This window comes from Bacillus sp. AY3-1 (assembly GCF_008368785.1).
GTDB classification, from domain to species: domain Bacteria; phylum Bacillota; class Bacilli; order Bacillales; family Bacillaceae_G; genus Bacillus_A; species Bacillus_A wiedmannii.
In genome coordinates, this window is sequence record NZ_QORZ01000016.1 from 258,950 (window position 1) to 276,642 (window position 17,693).

General features: G+C 35.5%; 10 protein-coding genes, 5 pseudogenes and 1 riboswitch. Of the genes and pseudogenes, 11 read left to right on the top strand and 4 right to left on the bottom strand.

Annotated elements, in window-relative coordinates; genetic code table 11:
* Positions 1-32: 32 nt before the first annotated feature.
* From DN389_RS12570 to DN389_RS12595, 4 genes and pseudogenes are all read left to right on the top strand, one after another.
* A pseudogene (locus tag DN389_RS12570) lies at positions 33-191 on the top strand (SAM-dependent methyltransferase); the annotation flags it as partial.
* Between the two features lie 333 nt (positions 192-524).
* Positions 525-1,880 carry an RNA-guided endonuclease TnpB family protein gene (locus DN389_RS12580; protein ID WP_149237202.1) on the top strand — a complete coding sequence of 452 codons (1,356 nt, stop codon included), beginning with the start codon at positions 525-527 and terminating at the stop codon, positions 1,878-1,880.
* 278 nt (positions 1,881-2,158) lie between these two features.
* Positions 2,159-2,341, top strand: a pseudogene (locus tag DN389_RS12590) (SAM-dependent methyltransferase); the annotation flags it as partial.
* A 146-nt stretch (positions 2,342-2,487) separates the two neighbouring features.
* On the top strand, positions 2,488-2,793 hold the full coding sequence (locus tag DN389_RS12595; RefSeq protein ID WP_097889862.1) for a monooxygenase: 306 nt from the start codon (positions 2,488-2,490) through the stop codon (positions 2,791-2,793).
* 729 nt (positions 2,794-3,522) lie between these two features.
* Here DN389_RS12595 and DN389_RS12605 read toward each other — a convergent pair.
* Positions 3,523-4,539, bottom strand: a pseudogene (locus DN389_RS12605) (hypothetical protein).
* A 1,025-nt stretch (positions 4,540-5,564) separates the two neighbouring features.
* Between DN389_RS12605 and DN389_RS12610 the strand changes: the two are divergent.
* Entirely contained in the window at positions 5,565-7,340 is a 1,776-nt protein-coding gene (locus tag DN389_RS12610) for a M60 family metallopeptidase (protein WP_098190724.1), read from the top strand.
* A 137-nt stretch (positions 7,341-7,477) separates the two neighbouring features.
* Positions 7,478-8,908 (top strand): annotated as a pseudogene (locus tag DN389_RS12615) (IS4 family transposase).
* Between the two features lie 157 nt (positions 8,909-9,065).
* Here DN389_RS12615 and DN389_RS28435 read toward each other — a convergent pair.
* Together DN389_RS28435 and DN389_RS12620 are read right to left on the bottom strand one after the other, a co-directional pair.
* Positions 9,066-9,389, bottom strand: a pseudogene (locus tag DN389_RS28435) (hypothetical protein).
* Positions 9,390-9,526: 137 nt separating this feature from the next.
* Positions 9,527-9,919 carry a VOC family protein gene (locus DN389_RS12620; RefSeq protein WP_097889762.1) on the bottom strand — a complete coding sequence of 131 codons (393 nt, stop codon included), beginning with the start codon at positions 9,917-9,919 and terminating at the stop codon, positions 9,527-9,529.
* 111 nt (positions 9,920-10,030) lie between these two features.
* Between DN389_RS12620 and DN389_RS12625 the strand changes: the two genes are divergently transcribed.
* Positions 10,031-12,340, top strand: coding sequence for an AAA domain-containing protein (locus DN389_RS12625; RefSeq protein ID WP_060486490.1), 2,310 nt, complete (start codon positions 10,031-10,033; stop codon positions 12,338-12,340).
* 75 nt (positions 12,341-12,415) lie between these two features.
* Positions 12,416-12,518: riboswitch (SAM riboswitch) on the top strand.
* Positions 12,519-12,606: 88 nt separating this feature from the next.
* On the top strand, positions 12,607-13,812 hold the full coding sequence (locus DN389_RS12630; protein WP_097889763.1) for a M20 family metallopeptidase: 1,206 nt from the start codon (positions 12,607-12,609) through the stop codon (positions 13,810-13,812).
* Positions 13,813-13,927: 115 nt separating this feature from the next.
* Here the strand turns inward: DN389_RS12630 and DN389_RS12635 are convergent, their stop codons facing one another.
* Complete coding sequence (locus DN389_RS12635; RefSeq protein ID WP_071742269.1) at positions 13,928-14,368, bottom strand: Lrp/AsnC family transcriptional regulator; 441 nt, start codon at positions 14,366-14,368, stop codon at positions 13,928-13,930.
* 168 nt (positions 14,369-14,536) lie between these two features.
* Between DN389_RS12635 and DN389_RS12640 the strand changes: the two genes are divergently transcribed.
* The 3 genes from DN389_RS12640 to DN389_RS12650 all read left to right on the top strand — a co-directional run bounded on the left by DN389_RS12640 (position 14,537) and on the right by DN389_RS12650 (position 17,384).
* On the top strand, positions 14,537-15,301 hold the full coding sequence (locus DN389_RS12640) for an SDR family oxidoreductase (protein WP_142950354.1): 765 nt from the start codon (positions 14,537-14,539) through the stop codon (positions 15,299-15,301).
* Positions 15,302-15,582: 281 nt separating this feature from the next.
* Positions 15,583-16,179, top strand: a complete 597-nt coding sequence (locus tag DN389_RS12645; protein ID WP_098057085.1) for a TetR/AcrR family transcriptional regulator — start codon at positions 15,583-15,585, stop codon at positions 16,177-16,179.
* Positions 16,180-16,241: 62 nt separating this feature from the next.
* Positions 16,242-17,384, top strand: coding sequence for an MFS transporter (locus DN389_RS12650; RefSeq protein WP_149237203.1), 1,143 nt, complete (start codon positions 16,242-16,244; stop codon positions 17,382-17,384).
* Positions 17,385-17,693: the final 309 nt, after the last annotated feature.

Consider the following 17,693-nt stretch of genomic DNA (forward strand, 5'->3'; position numbering starts at 1 on the left):
GTTCAAATCAAAATCATAATTAAAATTGTGCTATCTTTTCAACCGAACATCCAATAGCAACAGCTCGCAAAGGAAGCAACCATTGGATAAAAACTGAGGATGGTAATAAATCACACTGGGCATTAGATAATTATCAAGAAGAAGGAATCAGAGTACACAACTGGTTTGTTGACGATAGTGTGGTTATTTATCGTTTTCGGCAAGAAGACTCCATCTGATTTGTGTTACGGGTGAAACCCAACAATTCAGGTGGAGATGAATTGCCGTCAGAAGGTAGGCTGAACTCATTTGTTTCGTTCATAACAATGTTCCCGGGGCCAATATTTGTTTCTTTTTGTCTTACGATACAATCTGCTCTTAGATAAGGAGGGAATATATCGTAAGACAACGAAATTGGATAATAATAATCATTCGGTTACTTGCACCAAACGGAATTACGATGAAGACTATTTTTACATTTCGTTCCAAATGTTGAATTGTCAAAATTAATTTTAATGAACTCTCTAAGAAAGGTGGTGAAAACAATGGCTAGAAAGAAAGTAGTGAAAGTATTACGTAAACAAAAGAAAAGAGAAACAATACAACGATTCACCCAGAAACAGAATATCGGACGAGCTGGTCTCACAGCTAAAGAATTTCGTTTACTGCAGCGCATGTCACATAGCTCAAAAGCATTGCGAAATGTTGGGTTGTACACGATTAAACAAAGTTATTTGAATCATAATAAAATGGCTACTGTAAAAGAAGTGGACACCGCCATGCAAGCCGATATGAACTACTGGGGCATTCAATCAAACTCTGTTCAAGCGATTCGTAGAGCCTTATATGCAGAAATAAAGAGCTTTTTTAAAACAATGGAAAAGTGGAAGGAAAATCCTGAGAAGTTCACAGGGCGTCCTAAGTTTCCGAATTATTCTCGTTCAACTGACAAACGAATCATTGAAATCTATCAAGTTCCAAAAGTAGATGAGAACGGGTATTGGATGATTCCGATGAATGTGGCATTCAGAAAAAAATTCGGTTCCATTAAAATAAGTATGCCGAAAAACTTAAGACATAAAAAAATCTCCTACATTGAGATTGTACCGAAGCAAAAAGGTCGGTTCTTTGAGGTGCATTACACATATGAAATGCACGTTTCTCAAATGAAGAAACCATCCACGACTACGAGTAACGCTTTGAGTTGTGATTTAGGTGTAGACAGATTAGTAAGTTGCGTGACAAATACAGGCGATACTTTCTTAATTGATGGAAAAAAATTAAAATCCATAAACCAATACTTCAACAAAATGATACGTAATCTCCAGCAGAAAAATATTGAAAATGGAATTTCAAAATACGTTGTAACGAATAGAATGGCTGCACTTTGGCATAAACGGGAAAGACAAATAAATGGTTACATTTCACAAACGGTAGGCCTGCTGTTCAAAAAAGTGAAAGCATTTGGCATAGATACGGTTGTCGTAGGGTATAACGCTGGCTGGAAACAAAAATCAGATATGGGAAAAAAGAATAATCAACAATTTGTTCAAATCCCGTTTCATAAACTGATTGCAGCGATTGAGAATAAATGTATAAAAGAAGGTATACGATTTTTAAAACAAGAAGAAAGCTATACTTCAAAAGCTAGTTTTCTTGATAAAGATCCGGTTCCAGTTTGGAATAAGGATGATAAGACGTATTATCACTTTAGTGGTAAACGAATGACTCGTGGTCTGTACCAAAGTAAAGCAGGAACATGTATCCATGCTGATATTAATGGTGCGCTGAATACATTGCAAAAATCAAGAGTTGTAGAATTGGATGACAATCTCACAGTGAAAACGCCGATTCTATTAGAAGTGCAAAAACGTAAGGCTGTTGCTTCGCGCATAGCTTAGTGGGTGCGTCAACCATCCATGTGTACTCGACTTGTCGGGGCTTGTAGCACACGCCGGATTCATCTGAGTGGTGGCTTCTTCCATAAGGAAGAATTGCTCTTTTTCGAAAGGGTGGTGCAAGTGGGAAAACAATAGTTCGTTGCCAGTACCAACCAAAAACATACTTGGGGTGTTACCATAAGGTGGCATGAATGCTAGAGCGTCAACTGTCTAGCGATAGATGAAAAGACCTAGCGTTCTAACTCAAGCCCCCACTGAAACGTGTCACCTCAGTGGAGGTAGTTGACCATAGAACTGTTGCCACATTAATATATACTTTAATTGAACACGGGCTTTCTCTGGATAAAATAATCGAACCACAAGCAACTTTGGCAGGGATAGAGAAAATGCCAGATTTAATAAACGAATCGCGAAGTTCATCTTTTATTATAATCAAGTCAAAAAAACAAAATAATATTTAAAAATATATACCGCAATCTGGGAGCTTTTAATGAATTACGAAAACAGCCGTTTCACTAAGGAATGGCTGTTTTTTTAAAAACATAACCTAAGGCCGTTAAACTGTATGCATTCGAATTGAAAATATTGAACATAGGAGTGAGTGAAAATGGCATATTTATTGCAAGTTGATTTTCCGTTTGAAGGTCCTTTTGGTGAAGAAATGGAAAAAGCATTTTTGGATTTAGCAAAAAGTATTAATGAAGAAGAAGGATTCCATTGGAAAATATGGACGGAGAATCAAGAAACGAAAGGAGCAGGAGGCATCTATGTATTTGAAGAAAAACAAGATGCTGAAAAATACGCCGAAATGCACAAGAATAGACTTCAAGCATCTGGTATTAAAGATATTAGAGTAAGAATTTTTCACATTAATGAAAAGTTAACGAAACTGAATCATGGTTATAGTAAATAATAAGGGACACGTAATTCAAAAAAGAAGGGGGAATCTCCTTCTTTTTTTGAATTCTTCCTTTATAAAAAATCTCTATATAAATAGGGATTCGTGTATCGGCATATAGTTCCTTGGAAAAGGTTGTACCAAGTCGAACATATGAGAATTCTTATATTTGTGAAATAGACGTGAAAGTACTGTGGAAAAGTTGTATTGAAATAATTATTTATAAAAGGGTACGCCCCTTACTGGGAGGTAAGGGGCACAGGAAATGCAAATTTATTTGTAATTTGCTAAGTTGATTGTAACATATATACCTGTCTATACATGTTGCAAAATTATGAACAAAACTATTATTTAGTAACTAGGAATAACGAAGGTTGTATGACTTAAGTTGTTTTTAAAGGAGTATAGCAGAGAAAATGCAAGAAAAGACCTGATAAAAGGACTGTTTTTGTTATTGTTTTTCAGATTTCCTTTGTTCTAGGCTGCATATCCCTATCTAACTGTGTGATCTACATAAAGCATCATTATCAGTAGTCAATGATGCATAAAGTTTTCGTTCTGGGGGAATTAAAAATCATAGCTTGAGGGCGCTACCCCATCACCATCAAGCTATGAAAAGTAAATACTTCAAAATGAAAATATAAGCGGTTTTCTTTCAAAAATACATGGGATTTTTAGCCTGGGTTGAGACTTCGAAATATTGTGCATTCGCATCAAATAACAAACATGAAAAGGACTTTAAATTTAATTCGCAAGATCTCTTTCTTTTACAAGATCTTCGATGTTATTTGCTTCTTTGATTTCTTTTGACGATAACCAATTTTTATTTATTGTTCCTGTCTTATTGGTTAAATAGATGTTAAAGTTTTTATTATATAGTTCTTCTTTAAGGATTGTAGTTACTTTGATTAAATCCTCAATTAAAAGGGGAGTGTTTTCAAATATATTATTGGTGGTATTTATAACTAAAGTCACTAAATATTTTCGACTATCCTCATCATCTGAACTTGAATAAGTAATACTTTGAAATGCAAATCGATCGTTTTGCATTTCATGTAATCTTTCTTCTACTTTGGTGTGCGTTCTAATCCGATTTTCCTAATATTTGTTTATGGCATCTGACATCTTAGATTTCATTGTTTGTAACAGTTCTTCTTTTGTTATTATATTTTGTACATTTTTAAAAGGTCCGCCTAAAGATTCACCATTTTGATCCTTAATCTCTAGTTCTGTTATCTTTTTATTATTCTTCTGAATGAGTTGAAATAGAGCATATAAACGATCTAATTCTACTGAATCCAATTGGCTAAAGTCAATCTCGTTACTCATTTGCAAAGTTAATAATAATTCATTAGTTGGTTTTCCTTCATCTGGATCTTTACTATCTAAAATATATTGAAGAGCATTTTCCGTTTCAGATTCCACGTAGCCTAATTTTTTCATTTCTTCTAGTGTTGGTTTGAATTTCTTATATTCCTCATATGTTTTTTTTCCATATTGGTATTCATCACCTACTGGATATGAATAGAGGAGACCTTGTACCTTTACTCGGAATTTTAGATATTTGTTATTTTTTTCTTGCACAGTATGGTATGTATTACCACCATTATTTTCATTTATCGGGCTCCAATCTGTTACAACAACATCAATACCGTGTTTTTTTTTAATATATTCTTTTACCTCAGCTCCATTTTCTTGATTACAACCACTTAGACATAAGAAGCATAATACTAGCAATATTACATGTTTCAATCTTTTCATATAAGCACTCCCTACGTAAGAATTAATTCTTGAATGTGCAGTACACTACAAAACCTTCTTTTCCTTAGTCATATACTTTATCTTTTATATAGTTTGAATCTTAAATCATTTAAGTTCCTGACGTTTCCAACTATACAGCTTGAAGTATTACTGTCTTAACATATGTAACTTAGTTGTTTTAAGCTCTTTCTCAATTCTATAAACATATGGTTCATTGGGCTCATATGTAAAACGTACATTCATACCATGGTATCTATTTTACTATAAAATCTAGTTCTATTATTAAAATGTTCCTTTTTTGTTTTTTGTTTCCTAGTATAGATGTTCCTTCTACTTCAATGAGGGAGGATTTATGGAAGGACATTATACAATTTTAAGTTATGCACCATATATAAGAAGAAAAAACATAGCTACAAACTTAATGTAATGAAATTTTTATATATGAATAATTGTATTTAAAATCGCTAATGATAATGTTATACTACTATCAACCAAGAAGAATCCAACAAACTATGATTAATCACTACATCTTCTTTTATAGCATGTCAACGTAAAAAAGACACTTTCCATTGTGTCTTTTTTTACGCTTTAAGATGAATACATTGACTCAATACTTATATTTGGGGTAGCACCACATGCCCATCAAGTTAATATTTTGCAGTACCCCCAGAATGAAATTTTTATCTATTGATAGTTATTTATGTAAGTTCGGCTCGTTTTGAAACAACTGATATCTCAATTTGATGATTATGTGACGGTACCCCATATCTATCACCTAAGAATACTAACTCCCTCTAAGAGTAAAAATCATTATTACTTTTAAACAAACTAGATTATTAAAATAGAAAACGTTTTTTCTTTACAGTTCATAGTCAAAATCAAATTATCCATATATTAAAAAGTTCTTAAAATATTTTTCTCAATATACATTTTTTTCTAAAAAATGTATATTTTATACAGGTGATATCTTAATTCATCTAAAATATTTATTAAAAAAAAACGGGAATGAGAAAGGATTGATTTATATAAATAGAAAAAAGAACGGCAGGTTACAAAAGCCAATAAAAGTGCTTGCGACATCCGTTATTTTAGCAACCACGTTATTTGCACCTATTATGTCAAACAATTTAGATGTACATGCTGAAACTGCACAAACTGCAACTCAATTTGAACAAAGAGAGTTTGACCTTCCTGGTACAGGAAGTTTTTGGGATGAAGCAAAAAGAGAAAAAAGAGGTGAGCAAAAAAATTATATGCCAACAGGCATATATGTGAAACCTAATGAACAGGTTACAATTACAGTATCAGGAACGCAAAAGATTAGAGCCATTATTGGGACACATCAATATGATAAAGAATGGGGAAAAGAAATTGATCTTTCACCTGGCTCTAATACCATCTCTTCACCAAACGGCGGCGTATTGGGGTTAGATAATTTTCAAAGCACAGGAACAGTTAAGGTGCAAGTAACGCAAGGCGGTAGTCCGATTCCTTTCTTTGTATTAGGGAAACACACAAAAGCAGACTGGATTGCCATGATGAACAACTATCCAAATGCACATGCGGTACAATTAAAATCAGAACGAGCAGTACTAACTGTAACTCGTGATAGTGCCAATAAATATATTGTAAATCAAGATCCTGTGCCACTATTAAATAAGTATGATGAAATGATTCGAGCGCAAGATAGGATATCGGGGCTATCTGAAACAGAGCCTAATCCTTTACATCGCTCAACTCGTCGCATTTGGGCCTTTGTAGAAAACCCTAACGCACAAAGTTGGGGGATGTATGCAAGTTGGGATGGAGCTGTCTTTACGACTGCTGGTGAAGCAATCAAAAGTACGTTAAATGTAAATGAGTTTGGATGGGGACAAATGCATGAAGCGGGACATGCACGACAACAACATCCATGGACTTGGAATGATTTAAGAGGTATGGGTGAAGTCACTGTTAATCTATATTCTTTAGCTGCATTCAAGAAAATATACCCAAATCAACCAACACGTTTAGATACAGAGGGAGATTATAATAGAGCTTTTGCTTACTTAAAACAAACGAATAAAGAATATAAAAACATTGACGACCTGTTTGTAAAACTTGTTATGCTTTGGCAGCTTCATTTAGCATATGGTGATGATTTTTATCCAAATCTCCACAAACTATATCGAGAGTTACCAGAGGATCAACTTCCAAAAACGGACGAAGATAAAATACAAGCATTTATTTACAATACTTCAAAGGTAGCAAAACAAAATTTACTTCCTTTCTTTGATCAATGGGGGCTGAAAGCATCAACAGAAACACGACAAAAAATCGAAGCTTTGAATCATCCAACATTAATTGCCCCTATCTGGGAAGCGACGGATGCTAAACCTGTTAAACCACTTGCTGTATTGTCTAAAAAAATAATGAAAGCAAGTGCAAATAGTGAGGAATCAACGGGTTCAGCTAGTAAGGCGATAGATGGAAAGACAGATACATTTTGGCATAGTAGTTGGACACCAAATCAATATCCTTACAATTTGACACTAGAACTTGGTGATACACGTACCATTTCACAATTGGCATATCTTCCAAGGCAAGATGGGTCAGAAAATGGCCGTATTTTAACTTACAATATTTATACGAGTGTAGATGGTGTTAAGTATGACAAAATATCATCAGGAACATGGGAAAATAATAGTAATAAGAAAAATGCAACATTTAATCCTGTTACTGCAAAATATGTTAAAGTAGAAGTAACAAATGGACAGAATGGATTTGCTTCAGCAGCTGAAGTAGATATTTTGGGATATTAATTATTTAAACAAACGGCTGAGGTTCTTCAATTGATTGAGAGACATAAAACATCGGTATCAAGCTAAAAAAGTGTATCCGTAAAGAAAAAAAACGCTATTCTTTTTGTAGAAATACAGAGAAAGGATGGCGTTCTTTTATGACTCTATCAATTCAGGATGAATTTCAGTTGTTCGCTAAAGAAATACAGCGATATCTATCTCCACATATTCTTCAACAACTTGCACAAGAGACAGGTTTTGGAAAACGTAAAAGTAAGTATGGCGCGCTTGATTTGGCTGCTTTATGTATCTGGATTAGTCAACATGTAGCAAGTGATTCTCTCACTTAATTATGTAGTCAGCTTTATGCAAATACAGCTACACTCATAAGTCCAGAAGGACTGAATCAACGCTTTAATCCAGCAGCTGTCGCATTTCTTCGAGAAGTTTTTACTTCTCTTCTCACACAAAAACTCTGTTCAAATCACTTACTTTCTGCACATATAATCTCTACTTTCAATCGTATCCGTATTCTAGATGCAACAGTGTTTCAACTGCCCGATCAATTCGCCACTAACTATCAAGGTTCAGGTGGGAGTAGTAATAAGGCAGGCGTGAAAATCCAATCGGAATATGATTTACTTAATGGTCAATTCCTTAACGTGCAGCTTGGACCAGGAAAAAATAATGATAAAACATATGGTACCATCTGTCTTAAAACCGTAGAAGCAGGCGATTTGTGTTTACGTGATCTTGGTTACTTCGATTTAGGAGACTTACAAGCCATTCATGATAAAGAGACTTACTATATCTCGCGGTTGAAGTTGAATACACGCATTTATATCAAGAACCCTGAACCAGAATACTTCAATAATGGTACGTTAAAAAAGCAAACAGAATACATCCAGCTTGATATGACACAAATGTTGTCTGGTCTAATCCCTGGTGAAACGATGGAAATCCCTGAGGCATACATTGGCCAAAATCAGAAACTTCCAGCACGTGTCATTATCCATCGTTTAACCGATGATCAAACACAAATACGTCTGAAAAACCAAGCGATACGTGAAAAGAAGAAAGGCATTGTCATGAAGGATAAAAGTAAACGTTTAATAGGCATGAATGTATATATCACGAATACGTCGCTAGAAGAAGTACCGACGAACTACGTGCATTCATTATATTCACTTCGTTGGCAGATTGAAATTTTGTTTAAAACGTGGGAGTCATTCTTTGAAATTAATGAATGCCAAAATATAAAAAGAGAACGCCTAGAGTGCCATTTATATGGACAATTAATTAGCATTCTCCTCTGTTCCTCCACGATGTTTCAAATGCGACAGTTTCTGCTTGAAAAAACAAAGCAAGAGCTGAGTGAATATAAAGCGATTTATATGATTAAAGGTTACTTTCCGTTACTGTTTCAAGCGATAGCTATTGGCACAGAAGAGCTTTTAAAAATTTTGCATCGTCTTTATCTATTGCTCAAAAAGAACGGTCGTAAATGTCATCGGTATAAGAAAATGACCGTCTTTGATATTCTAGGGATTGTGTATAAAATGACGGTGAAGGATAGACAAGCTGCCTAGCGAAAAAATCACATTTTAATAGGCTTCTTTAGTATGCCTATTTTTCTATCAATTGTTGGTTTTGAACCAAGGATTGTTTCATATTTAGTAAGTTACTTGGTTAGCTTGATGGGCATGGGGTAGCATCACATTAAGAAAAGAAATAGGAGAGAATATTCTATTTCTTTTTATTAATATAATAAAATGTAATGACTAAATCCAAGGTAAGGATAATAATGAGAAGTAACAAGTGTATAAGTGCATCAGTTTTCCCGTTTAATAAAGACTTTATAAAGAAATCCCATTCTGTTTCATAGGGAGGCTCTATCCAATCCCGTTGCAGCCCTCACATCATTCCATTTATGAAAAAGATAATACTTAATAGAATTCTTCCAATAAATACGGCAACTACTTTTAAATTCCAATGCTTTATCTTGATTACGTAAAGGATTGGAAAGAGTATAAGTATCCAAAAAACAAGACTATAGATTGTATTTATCATTCTCTCCTCCTAACAAAATGATTGTTTTCTAATCTTGGTGAATTTTCAGGTTGGAGGTATGTTTCATTGTTACTGGATGTGCACTTATAAAAACAAGGGCCGGAATTCCGGCTCTTTTTCTATCTTAAAGTCTTACTTTATCTCTCCGTTTCAAAAAACTCAATCCATTCTCCATCAGGACCAGCGAAGAATATGTAACGTGTTCCATCTGGTAATGTTTCAATTTCTTCTCCTAGTAAAAAGGTTACTCTGTGTTTCTGTAGTCTTTTGATTTCATCTTCTAATGAATCCACTTTAAAGCAAATGTGATGTACTTTTCCTTCTGCCGGAAGAGAAGGGTTGTAGCCTTCAATTAATTCAAGTATCGTTTCCTTCGATTCTTCCACACCTAAAAAAGCGAGTTTTAAGTCGGGATTCGGGTGACCCATACGTTTAATGAGCTGTAAGCCGACTACTTCTTCATAAAATGAAATAGATGTTTCTAAGTTTGCGACCATAAGACCGACGTGTTCGATTCTTCTAACTGGCATGTAGATTCCTTCTTTCTGAAAATTATACACAATATGTTATTGAAAATTAAGAAAATAAGCAAGATAAAAACCTTACAAATTTTAGCGTGTTATATGGTATAGTGAGAAAGTATGTTTGGGGAGAAGGAAGGAGATTATACGATGAATACACCTACTCAAACTCCTTCATTATCGGCAACGATGAAAGAGTGGCATTATGCATTAGCGTATGAAATTAAACATTGGAAAACGATAGGTGGTAGTAAAATTTCTATCATGAACGGTCGTTTTTTATATACAGATTATGAAAGTACAGTATACGTATTTCAGCTCATATCGGAAGTAAGCTTACCGGAAGGTTCACCAATTCGAATTGAGTTTGATGGTGAGGAAGCGACAGGAGAAGTATTATCTGTACATGGATTAGAAATAGAACTGAAATTAAATGATTATATACAAGGTGAAATACGAGAAGCTGTTTTATACAGTGAACCGTGGCAATTGTTAGAGCAACTACAAGAGCGATTGAAAGAGGCACATAAAGATAAGTTAAAACGTAATCGTATAAAGCGTCTTGTTGATGGGACGAGCAGTCCGAAACATATTGAGAAGATGAAAAATCCGAAAAATGAATTGGCATATCGTTCATTTTACAATCCGACAACGTACGTGTGGGGACCCCCTGGAACAGGGAAGTCTTACAATTTATCACGTATTATTTCGGCGCATTATCAAAAAGGAAAATCGGTACTTGTATTAGCTCATAGTAATGCGGCAGTAGACGTATTAATGAGTGAAGTAACGAAGCAAATTGAGAAGAAAAAGAAATGGACACCTGGCGAAATTGTTCGTTACGGTTATAGTCAACATGAACATATAAGAAATCATGAAACATTACTTACGTCGAAGCTAGTTGAAACCACGAACGGATCATGGGGAGAAGAAAGACTCTATTTAGAGGAAACACGACAAGATCTTCGTGAAAAGATTTTATCATATAAAGCGACTTCTGCTGATAAGAAGCGTATACAAGAGATTGAAAGTGATCTTCGAAAGCAAAAAGCGAAAATTAAAGAAGTAGAAAAAGAATATATTGAAAATGCGAAAGTAATCGGTGCGACTTTATCGAAATGTGCCATTGATTCACTTATTTATGAGCGTACATTTGATTTAGTTGTCGTAGATGAAGTGAGTATGGCATATGTTCCGCAAATTGCATTAGCAGCTTCACTTGGAAAACGTATCGTCGTTTGTGGGGACTTTTTACAGTTACCTCCAATTGCGATGGCGAACCATGAACTCGTTCGAAAATGGCTTGGGGAAGATATGTTTTACCATGCTGGGATTGTTGATTCTGTCAATAAATCAGAAGCACATCCGAACCTATTTATGTTGCAGGAACAAAGACGTATGCATGCGGATATATCTAAGTTTACAAATTCATTTATTTATAAAAATAGAGTATATGACCATCCGTCTGTTTCAGAGCGTAAAGAACTTGCGCGATTGCAACCGTTCGCAAATGAGGCAAGTGTTTTATTTGATACGAGCTTAATGGGAGCCTTTTCGTTAAAGGACGCTGCTTCTGGTTCTCGATTTAACATTATGTCTGGTTTAGTAGCGATGCAAATGATGTTAATCGGACTGTTAGATGGTGTTCAATCGATCGGTGTTGTTACACCTTACAGGGCACAATCCCGCTTTTTATCAACGTGTATTAGAGAAATGTTGCAGAGAACGAAATATCAAAACATACCAGTTTTAGCGGCGACGGTTCATAAGTTTCAAGGTTCTGAAAGAGATATGATGATATTTGATACGGTTGATAGTTATCCGCAAGAACGACCTGGCGTGTTATTCTTTGACCATAAAAATCATCGCCTCGTCAACGTTGCAGTGACAAGGGCGAGAGGGAAGTTCATTCAATTATCAGATTGTCATTATATGCGTAAAAACCTTTCGAGAAAACAAGCGTTATCACAATTAACAGCTCATATAGAACGTCACGGAGATGTGTATGATCGTACGACATCAAGACAATTGTGGGAGCGGAAAATTTCGAAACGTTTACGCTGGTTTATGGAAATGAATCTTGAAGAGCCGAAAGGGTTATTGAAAGATATTTTAGCCGCAAAACGAAAAATTATTATTTCACTTCCAAGTACAAAGCAAGTGGATAAGCGAGTCTGGCAAGCGTTAATGCGTACAAATGCGCAAATAACAGTGTATAGTGATGGACCAGTTCCGTTAAAAAATGTAAAGTTACAAAGACAAAATAAAGCATTCCCGTTTATCGTAATCGATGATGAAATCTTTTGGGCAGGAGCACCGCTCACATCTCAAATGATGTTTGAAGGTAGTATGGAATTTCCGTACGTATGTGCAAGATTACAAGCACCGGAAACAATTGGTGTGTTAAAAGGATTTTTAGATACTCGGTAAATTCGGATAGGAATTCCTTGACTTTTAATTGGAATGAACATAGAATGAATATAATTTAATATAATCTTATGAAAATTCTTATCACGAGAGGTTGAGGGACTGGCCCTATGACACCTCGGCAGCGGATTCTTTTATGAATACTGTGCCAATTCCAGCAAGGTAACTTGAAAGATAAGAAAGAAGCTCATTTTGACTGTAAATGCAGAAGCCTCTTTCTATCTTTTAGAAAGAGGCTTTTTTATGTGAAAATATAAGGGGGAAGAGAAATGGGAGCGACTGGAGTAACGTCACAAAGAAAAACAATTGAAGAGAGTATAGAAAGAAATAAGGAAAAGTACATAGAAACAAGTCACGATATTCATGCGAATCCGGAGATTGGTAACCAAGAGTATTACGCATCAAGAACGTTAAGTTTATTACTAGGTAGTGCAGGGTTTCAGCTGCAGCACAATATAGCTGGACATGAAACAGGTTTTATCGCGCGAAAAAGTTCAGGAAAACAAGGGCCAGTTATCGCATTTTTAGCTGAGTATGACGCTTTACCAGGACTTGGTCATGCGTGTGGTCACAATTTAATTGGCACAATTAGCGTTGCGGCCGCGATCGCATTATCAGAAACGCTTGAAGAAATTGGCGGAGAAGTTGTCGTGTTTGGTACTCCAGCTGAAGAAGGAGGACCAAATGGTAGTGCGAAAGCGAGTTATGTAAAAGCGGGGTTATTTAAAGATATTGATGCGGCACTTATGATTCATCCGAGCGGAAAAACAGCGCCAACGAGCCCTTCACTAGCAGTCGATCCACTTGATTTTCATTTTTACGGAAAAACAGCTCACGCCGCAGCTTCACCTGAAGAAGGGATTAACGCATTAGATGCGATAATTCAACTTTATAACGGTATTAACGCACTTCGCCAACAACTTCCATCAGATGTGAAAATTCATGGCGTTATTACCGAGGGCGGAAAAGCACCTAATATTATTCCTGACTACGCATCAGCAAGGTTCTTCATCCGTGCAGCAACGCGAAAAAGATGTGCAGAAGTAACAGAAAAAGTAAAAAATATCGCACAAGGAGCAGCGTTAGCAACAGGCGCAAAAGTGAAAATCCATCAATTCCAAAACGAAATCGATGAACTACTCGTAACAAAAACATATAATGACGTCGTAGCCGAAGAACTAGAATTACAAGGTGAAGACGTAAATCGGAAAGAAAGATTTGGCATCGGCTCAACAGACGCAGGAAACGTAAGTCAAGTCGTACCAACAATTCATCCGTACATTAAAATCGGTCCAGATGACTTAATTGCGCATACGAATGAATTTAGAGAAGCAGCACGTTCAGAACTTGGAGATAAAGCGTTAATTACATCCGCAAAAGCACTAGCGAATACGGCGTATCGATTAATTACGGAAGAAGGGCTGTTAGAGAAGGTGAAGGAGGAGTTTAGAGAGGCGCAGAGAAATCAGGGGTAGGTGATTAAAAGGAGTGGATGATCCACTCCTTTTTCTTTTTTGGGAAAGCTGGTGCCTGTCAATTTAAATAAAGTGTTCATTTTCACATTGAGATGTCAATTCTCTTATTCCTTTATCAGAACGACAATTTCTCCTCAAACTCACTTTTTAAAACAATTAAAGGAGATGATAATCCGAATTGCATTAAAGAGTCTAAAAATGTAGCGAGAGAATCCATCGAATCGCTCATGACCTTCATCATATAATTAAACTCCCCGCTAATTCGATATAAATCTATTACTTCAGGAGCGGCATTACAAAATTGGATAAAATCAGAGCATTGGCTCGTTTTAAACATGATGAATGCTTGAATGTTCTTATTAATTTTAGAAGGCTCAAATTTCGTTCGGTAAGCCGCTATAACACCTTGATCCTCAAGTTTATTAATACGCTCTTTTACAGCAGGCTGCGTCATGGATATGATCCGTCCTATTTCTGAAACGGAAATTCTCGCATTTTCATATAACAAGTTCATAATTTTATGATCGATTTCATCCAGTTTTACTGCGTTTTGCATTGTGTAGCCTCCTTGTTTTATTTTCTAAAGTAAATCGTAAATTATAACTATAATATCATAGGTGGATGAACTAGATTGCCTATAAATATATATTTTAAATTATTGGTGTTTACATAAAAATATAAGTATAGGTTTTTATCAAACGGAAATTTAGGAAGGATGGAAAAAATGAAAAATCTTGATGGGAAAGTAGCGTTAGTAACAGGAGCGAGTCGCGGCATTGGCCGTGCGATTGCGATGAGATTAGCAAACGACGGTGCATTAGTTGCAATTCACTATGGCCGAAATAAAGCAGCTGCAGATGAAACAATTAGTGAGATTGAATCTAATGGAGGAAAGGCATTCTTAATTGAAGCGGATTTCAATTCAATTGATGGTGTCAAAAAGATAGTAGAACAATTGAAGAATGAATTACAAATAAGAGTTGGTACATCAGAGATTGATATTTTAGTAAACAATGCAGGGATAGGTACACAAGGAACAATTGAAAATACGACAGAAGAAGTTTTTGATGAAATTATGTCTGTAAATATGAAAGCACCATTCTTCTTAATTCAGCAAACATTACCGTTACTACGAGCAGAGGGACGCGTTATTAACGTTTCATCAGCTGAAGTACGACTTGGTTTTACAGGTTCCATTGCATACGGCTTAAGTAAAGGTGCATTAAATACGATGACACTGCCTCTAGCTAAACATCTTGGAGAAAGAGGGATAACAGTGAATACAATTATGCCTGGATATACGAAGACAGATATCAATGCAAAATTGCTAGATGATCCGGAAATACGAAATTTTGCTGCGAATTCATCTGTGTTCGGACGAATAGGGAAAGTTGAAGATATTGCAGATGCAGTAGCATTTCTTGCTTCTTCTGATAGCCGCTGGGTAACAGGGCAAATTTTAGATGTTTCTGGAGGGTTTTGCTTATAGGGGCACTACGCCATACCCATCAAGCTAATCAAGTAAATTACTAGTTATGAAACGATCCTTGTTTCATAGCTAGTAATTTATAGAAAGGTAGGCATGCTAAAGAAGCCTATTAAAACGTGATTTTTTCGCTAGACAACTTGAATAAGGGGTCTATTTTTAATTATTCGTAATCTAACATAATCAAATTTTATTTTACAGTAACAATAAAACAAAATTATTGACCGCGTGGTACAAAAAGGGTATTCTATTCATGTTATCTTTAAAATGAGAGGAGGATACGGGTGAATAAACGCGGCAGACCTCGAGAGTTTGATTATTCCTCAATTGTAGATGTTGCAATGAAAACATTTTGGTTAAGAGGATATGAAGGGTGTTCTACACAAGATTTATGCAGTGATACAGGACTTGGAAAAGGAAGTTTATACAATACTTTCGGTAGTAAACATGAACTGTATAAACAAGTATTAGAACGCTACCATGAAATTGGGATTAAGGAACAAAGGAAATTGTTACATACTCCAATTCCAGTTAAAGAACGATTAAGTAATTTTTTTGAATGGGCATTGAAAGAAGACTTTCAGAATGTTGATCAAAAAGGATGTTTATTGATTAATGCCAGTATAGAACGTGCTAAAAACAATTTAATGGTACAAGAAATTTTCTCGAAGCATGTTGAACTTCTTAAACAAGCTATTGTAACAGTGATGGAGGAAGGATTGCAAACAGGTGAAATTTCAAAGAAGCAATCAGCTGAGGAATTAGCTAGTCTGCTTTTAAGCAGTTATTACGGATTCCGTGTTCTTAATGTATCGATGCAAAATCGGGTGTTGTCTGAACAAGTTATCAAAGGAACAATAGAGTCTATTTGTGGCGCTTAGTGCGCTCTTTTTTCGCACTGTTTTTGTACCAATCATTACAATAATGAATAAGGAGTGTTTTTATGCCATCGATTATTTATTTATTAGCTTTAGCAATCTTTTGTATGACTACATCAGAATTTATGGTTGCAGGTATGATGAATGAACTTGCTCTTGCATTCCAGGTTTCTGTATCATCTATTGGGTATTTAATTTCAGCTTATGCAGGAGCAATGGTAATAGGAGGCCCCATTTTAACTGCAATCCTCTTACGAATGCGCAGCAAACAAGCATTATTGTTTTTAATGTTCGTATTTTTAATTGGTCAATCGCTCGGAGCTATTGCTTGGAACTATGATATTATGATGATTTCACGTATTATAACTGGTATTGCTTCAGCTTCAGCTTTTGGAGTTGCGATTTCCTTTTCTGCGACATTGGTTCACTCTGATTCAAGGGGAAAAGCTGCATCAATTGTACTTGCAGGTTTAATGTTCGCAACTGTATTAGGTTTACCTATAACAACCGTTATTTCCCAATCTTTTGGCTGGCGTATTAGTTTTGGGGCTGTTTCTGTTCTTGTGCTAGTATCAGGGCTTATGATTCAACGGTTGTTACCATCATCTTCAAATAAAGAGCAATTAAATTGGAAAGACGAACTTCTGCGATTTAAGAATATTCATCTTTGGGCAGCGTACGTAACAAGTATGTTCATTATTGGTGGTACGTTTGCAGCATTTAGTTATTTTACTCCGATCTTTACAAATGTCACAGGCTTTTCAAGTGCAAGTATTCCATATTTACTTGCTCTCTATGGTAGTGCGACGGTAATTGGAAATATAATAATCGGCAAGTTTGCTGATGAATTTACAATGAAAATACTTATGGGTGGATTAATTATATTAATCATAGCGTTGTCTGTATTTGCTTTAAGTGCAGAGAATAAATACATTGCAGTGATTTCTACAATTTTTATTGGTTTAACTGGTGTAGCATTGAATCCAGCTATGGTTGCGAGGGTGATGAAAACAGCTAGTAATGGAATAATGATAAATACCGTTCATAGTTCTTTTATTACGCTAGGTATTGTTATTGGTTCGTCACTAGGTGGTCTTGGAATCAGTAAAGGATATGGTTTTGTATCTCCGCTATGGATTGGAGCTTGTTTAGCTATCCTTGGGGTAATTTCATTATTCCCATATTTACATAAAGGAAAGGCAGATTAAGATGTTTAAAATTTCTTTATATGGGGGAGCACCACATCACCATCAAGCTAATATTTTCATATCCCCCTAAATTAAAATTTTCTTTCTCTACAGATAGCTATTCTGAGAAGCCGTTCATTTGTTCGTTTTTGGGGCATTTCTTTTTCTTAAGTTGATGGGCATGTATGGTGACCTCTATTAGACGATAGTGAATGAACAATTTCGGGGTTCAGTTCAACTTTATTCAAAATAAGATTTTTTTGCAGTAAAATCAATGTTAGTGGAACTTTTTTAATCAAACTTTTTTCTAAATGAACATAAATACTTGCA

What these genes read in the sequence shown, in the direction of transcription:
- DN389_RS12580 (WP_149237202.1), top strand. Translation starts at nt 525, where the DNA reads ATGGCTAGAAAGAAAGTAGTGAAAGTATTACGTAAACAAAAGAAAAGA.
- DN389_RS12595 (WP_097889862.1), top strand. Translation starts at nt 2,488, where the DNA reads ATGGCATATTTATTGCAAGTTGATTTTCCGTTTGAAGGTCCTTTTGGT.
- DN389_RS12620 (WP_097889762.1), bottom strand. Translation starts at nt 9,919, where the DNA reads ATGCCAGTTAGAAGAATCGAACACGTCGGTCTTATGGTCGCAAACTTA.
- DN389_RS12625 (WP_060486490.1), top strand. Translation starts at nt 10,031, where the DNA reads ATGTTTGGGGAGAAGGAAGGAGATTATACGATGAATACACCTACTCAA.
- DN389_RS12630 (WP_097889763.1), top strand. Translation starts at nt 12,607, where the DNA reads ATGGGAGCGACTGGAGTAACGTCACAAAGAAAAACAATTGAAGAGAGT.
- DN389_RS12635 (WP_071742269.1), bottom strand. Translation starts at nt 14,368, where the DNA reads ATGCAAAACGCAGTAAAACTGGATGAAATCGATCATAAAATTATGAAC.
- DN389_RS12640 (WP_142950354.1), top strand. Translation starts at nt 14,537, where the DNA reads ATGAAAAATCTTGATGGGAAAGTAGCGTTAGTAACAGGAGCGAGTCGC.
- DN389_RS12650 (WP_149237203.1), top strand. Translation starts at nt 16,242, where the DNA reads ATGCCATCGATTATTTATTTATTAGCTTTAGCAATCTTTTGTATGACT.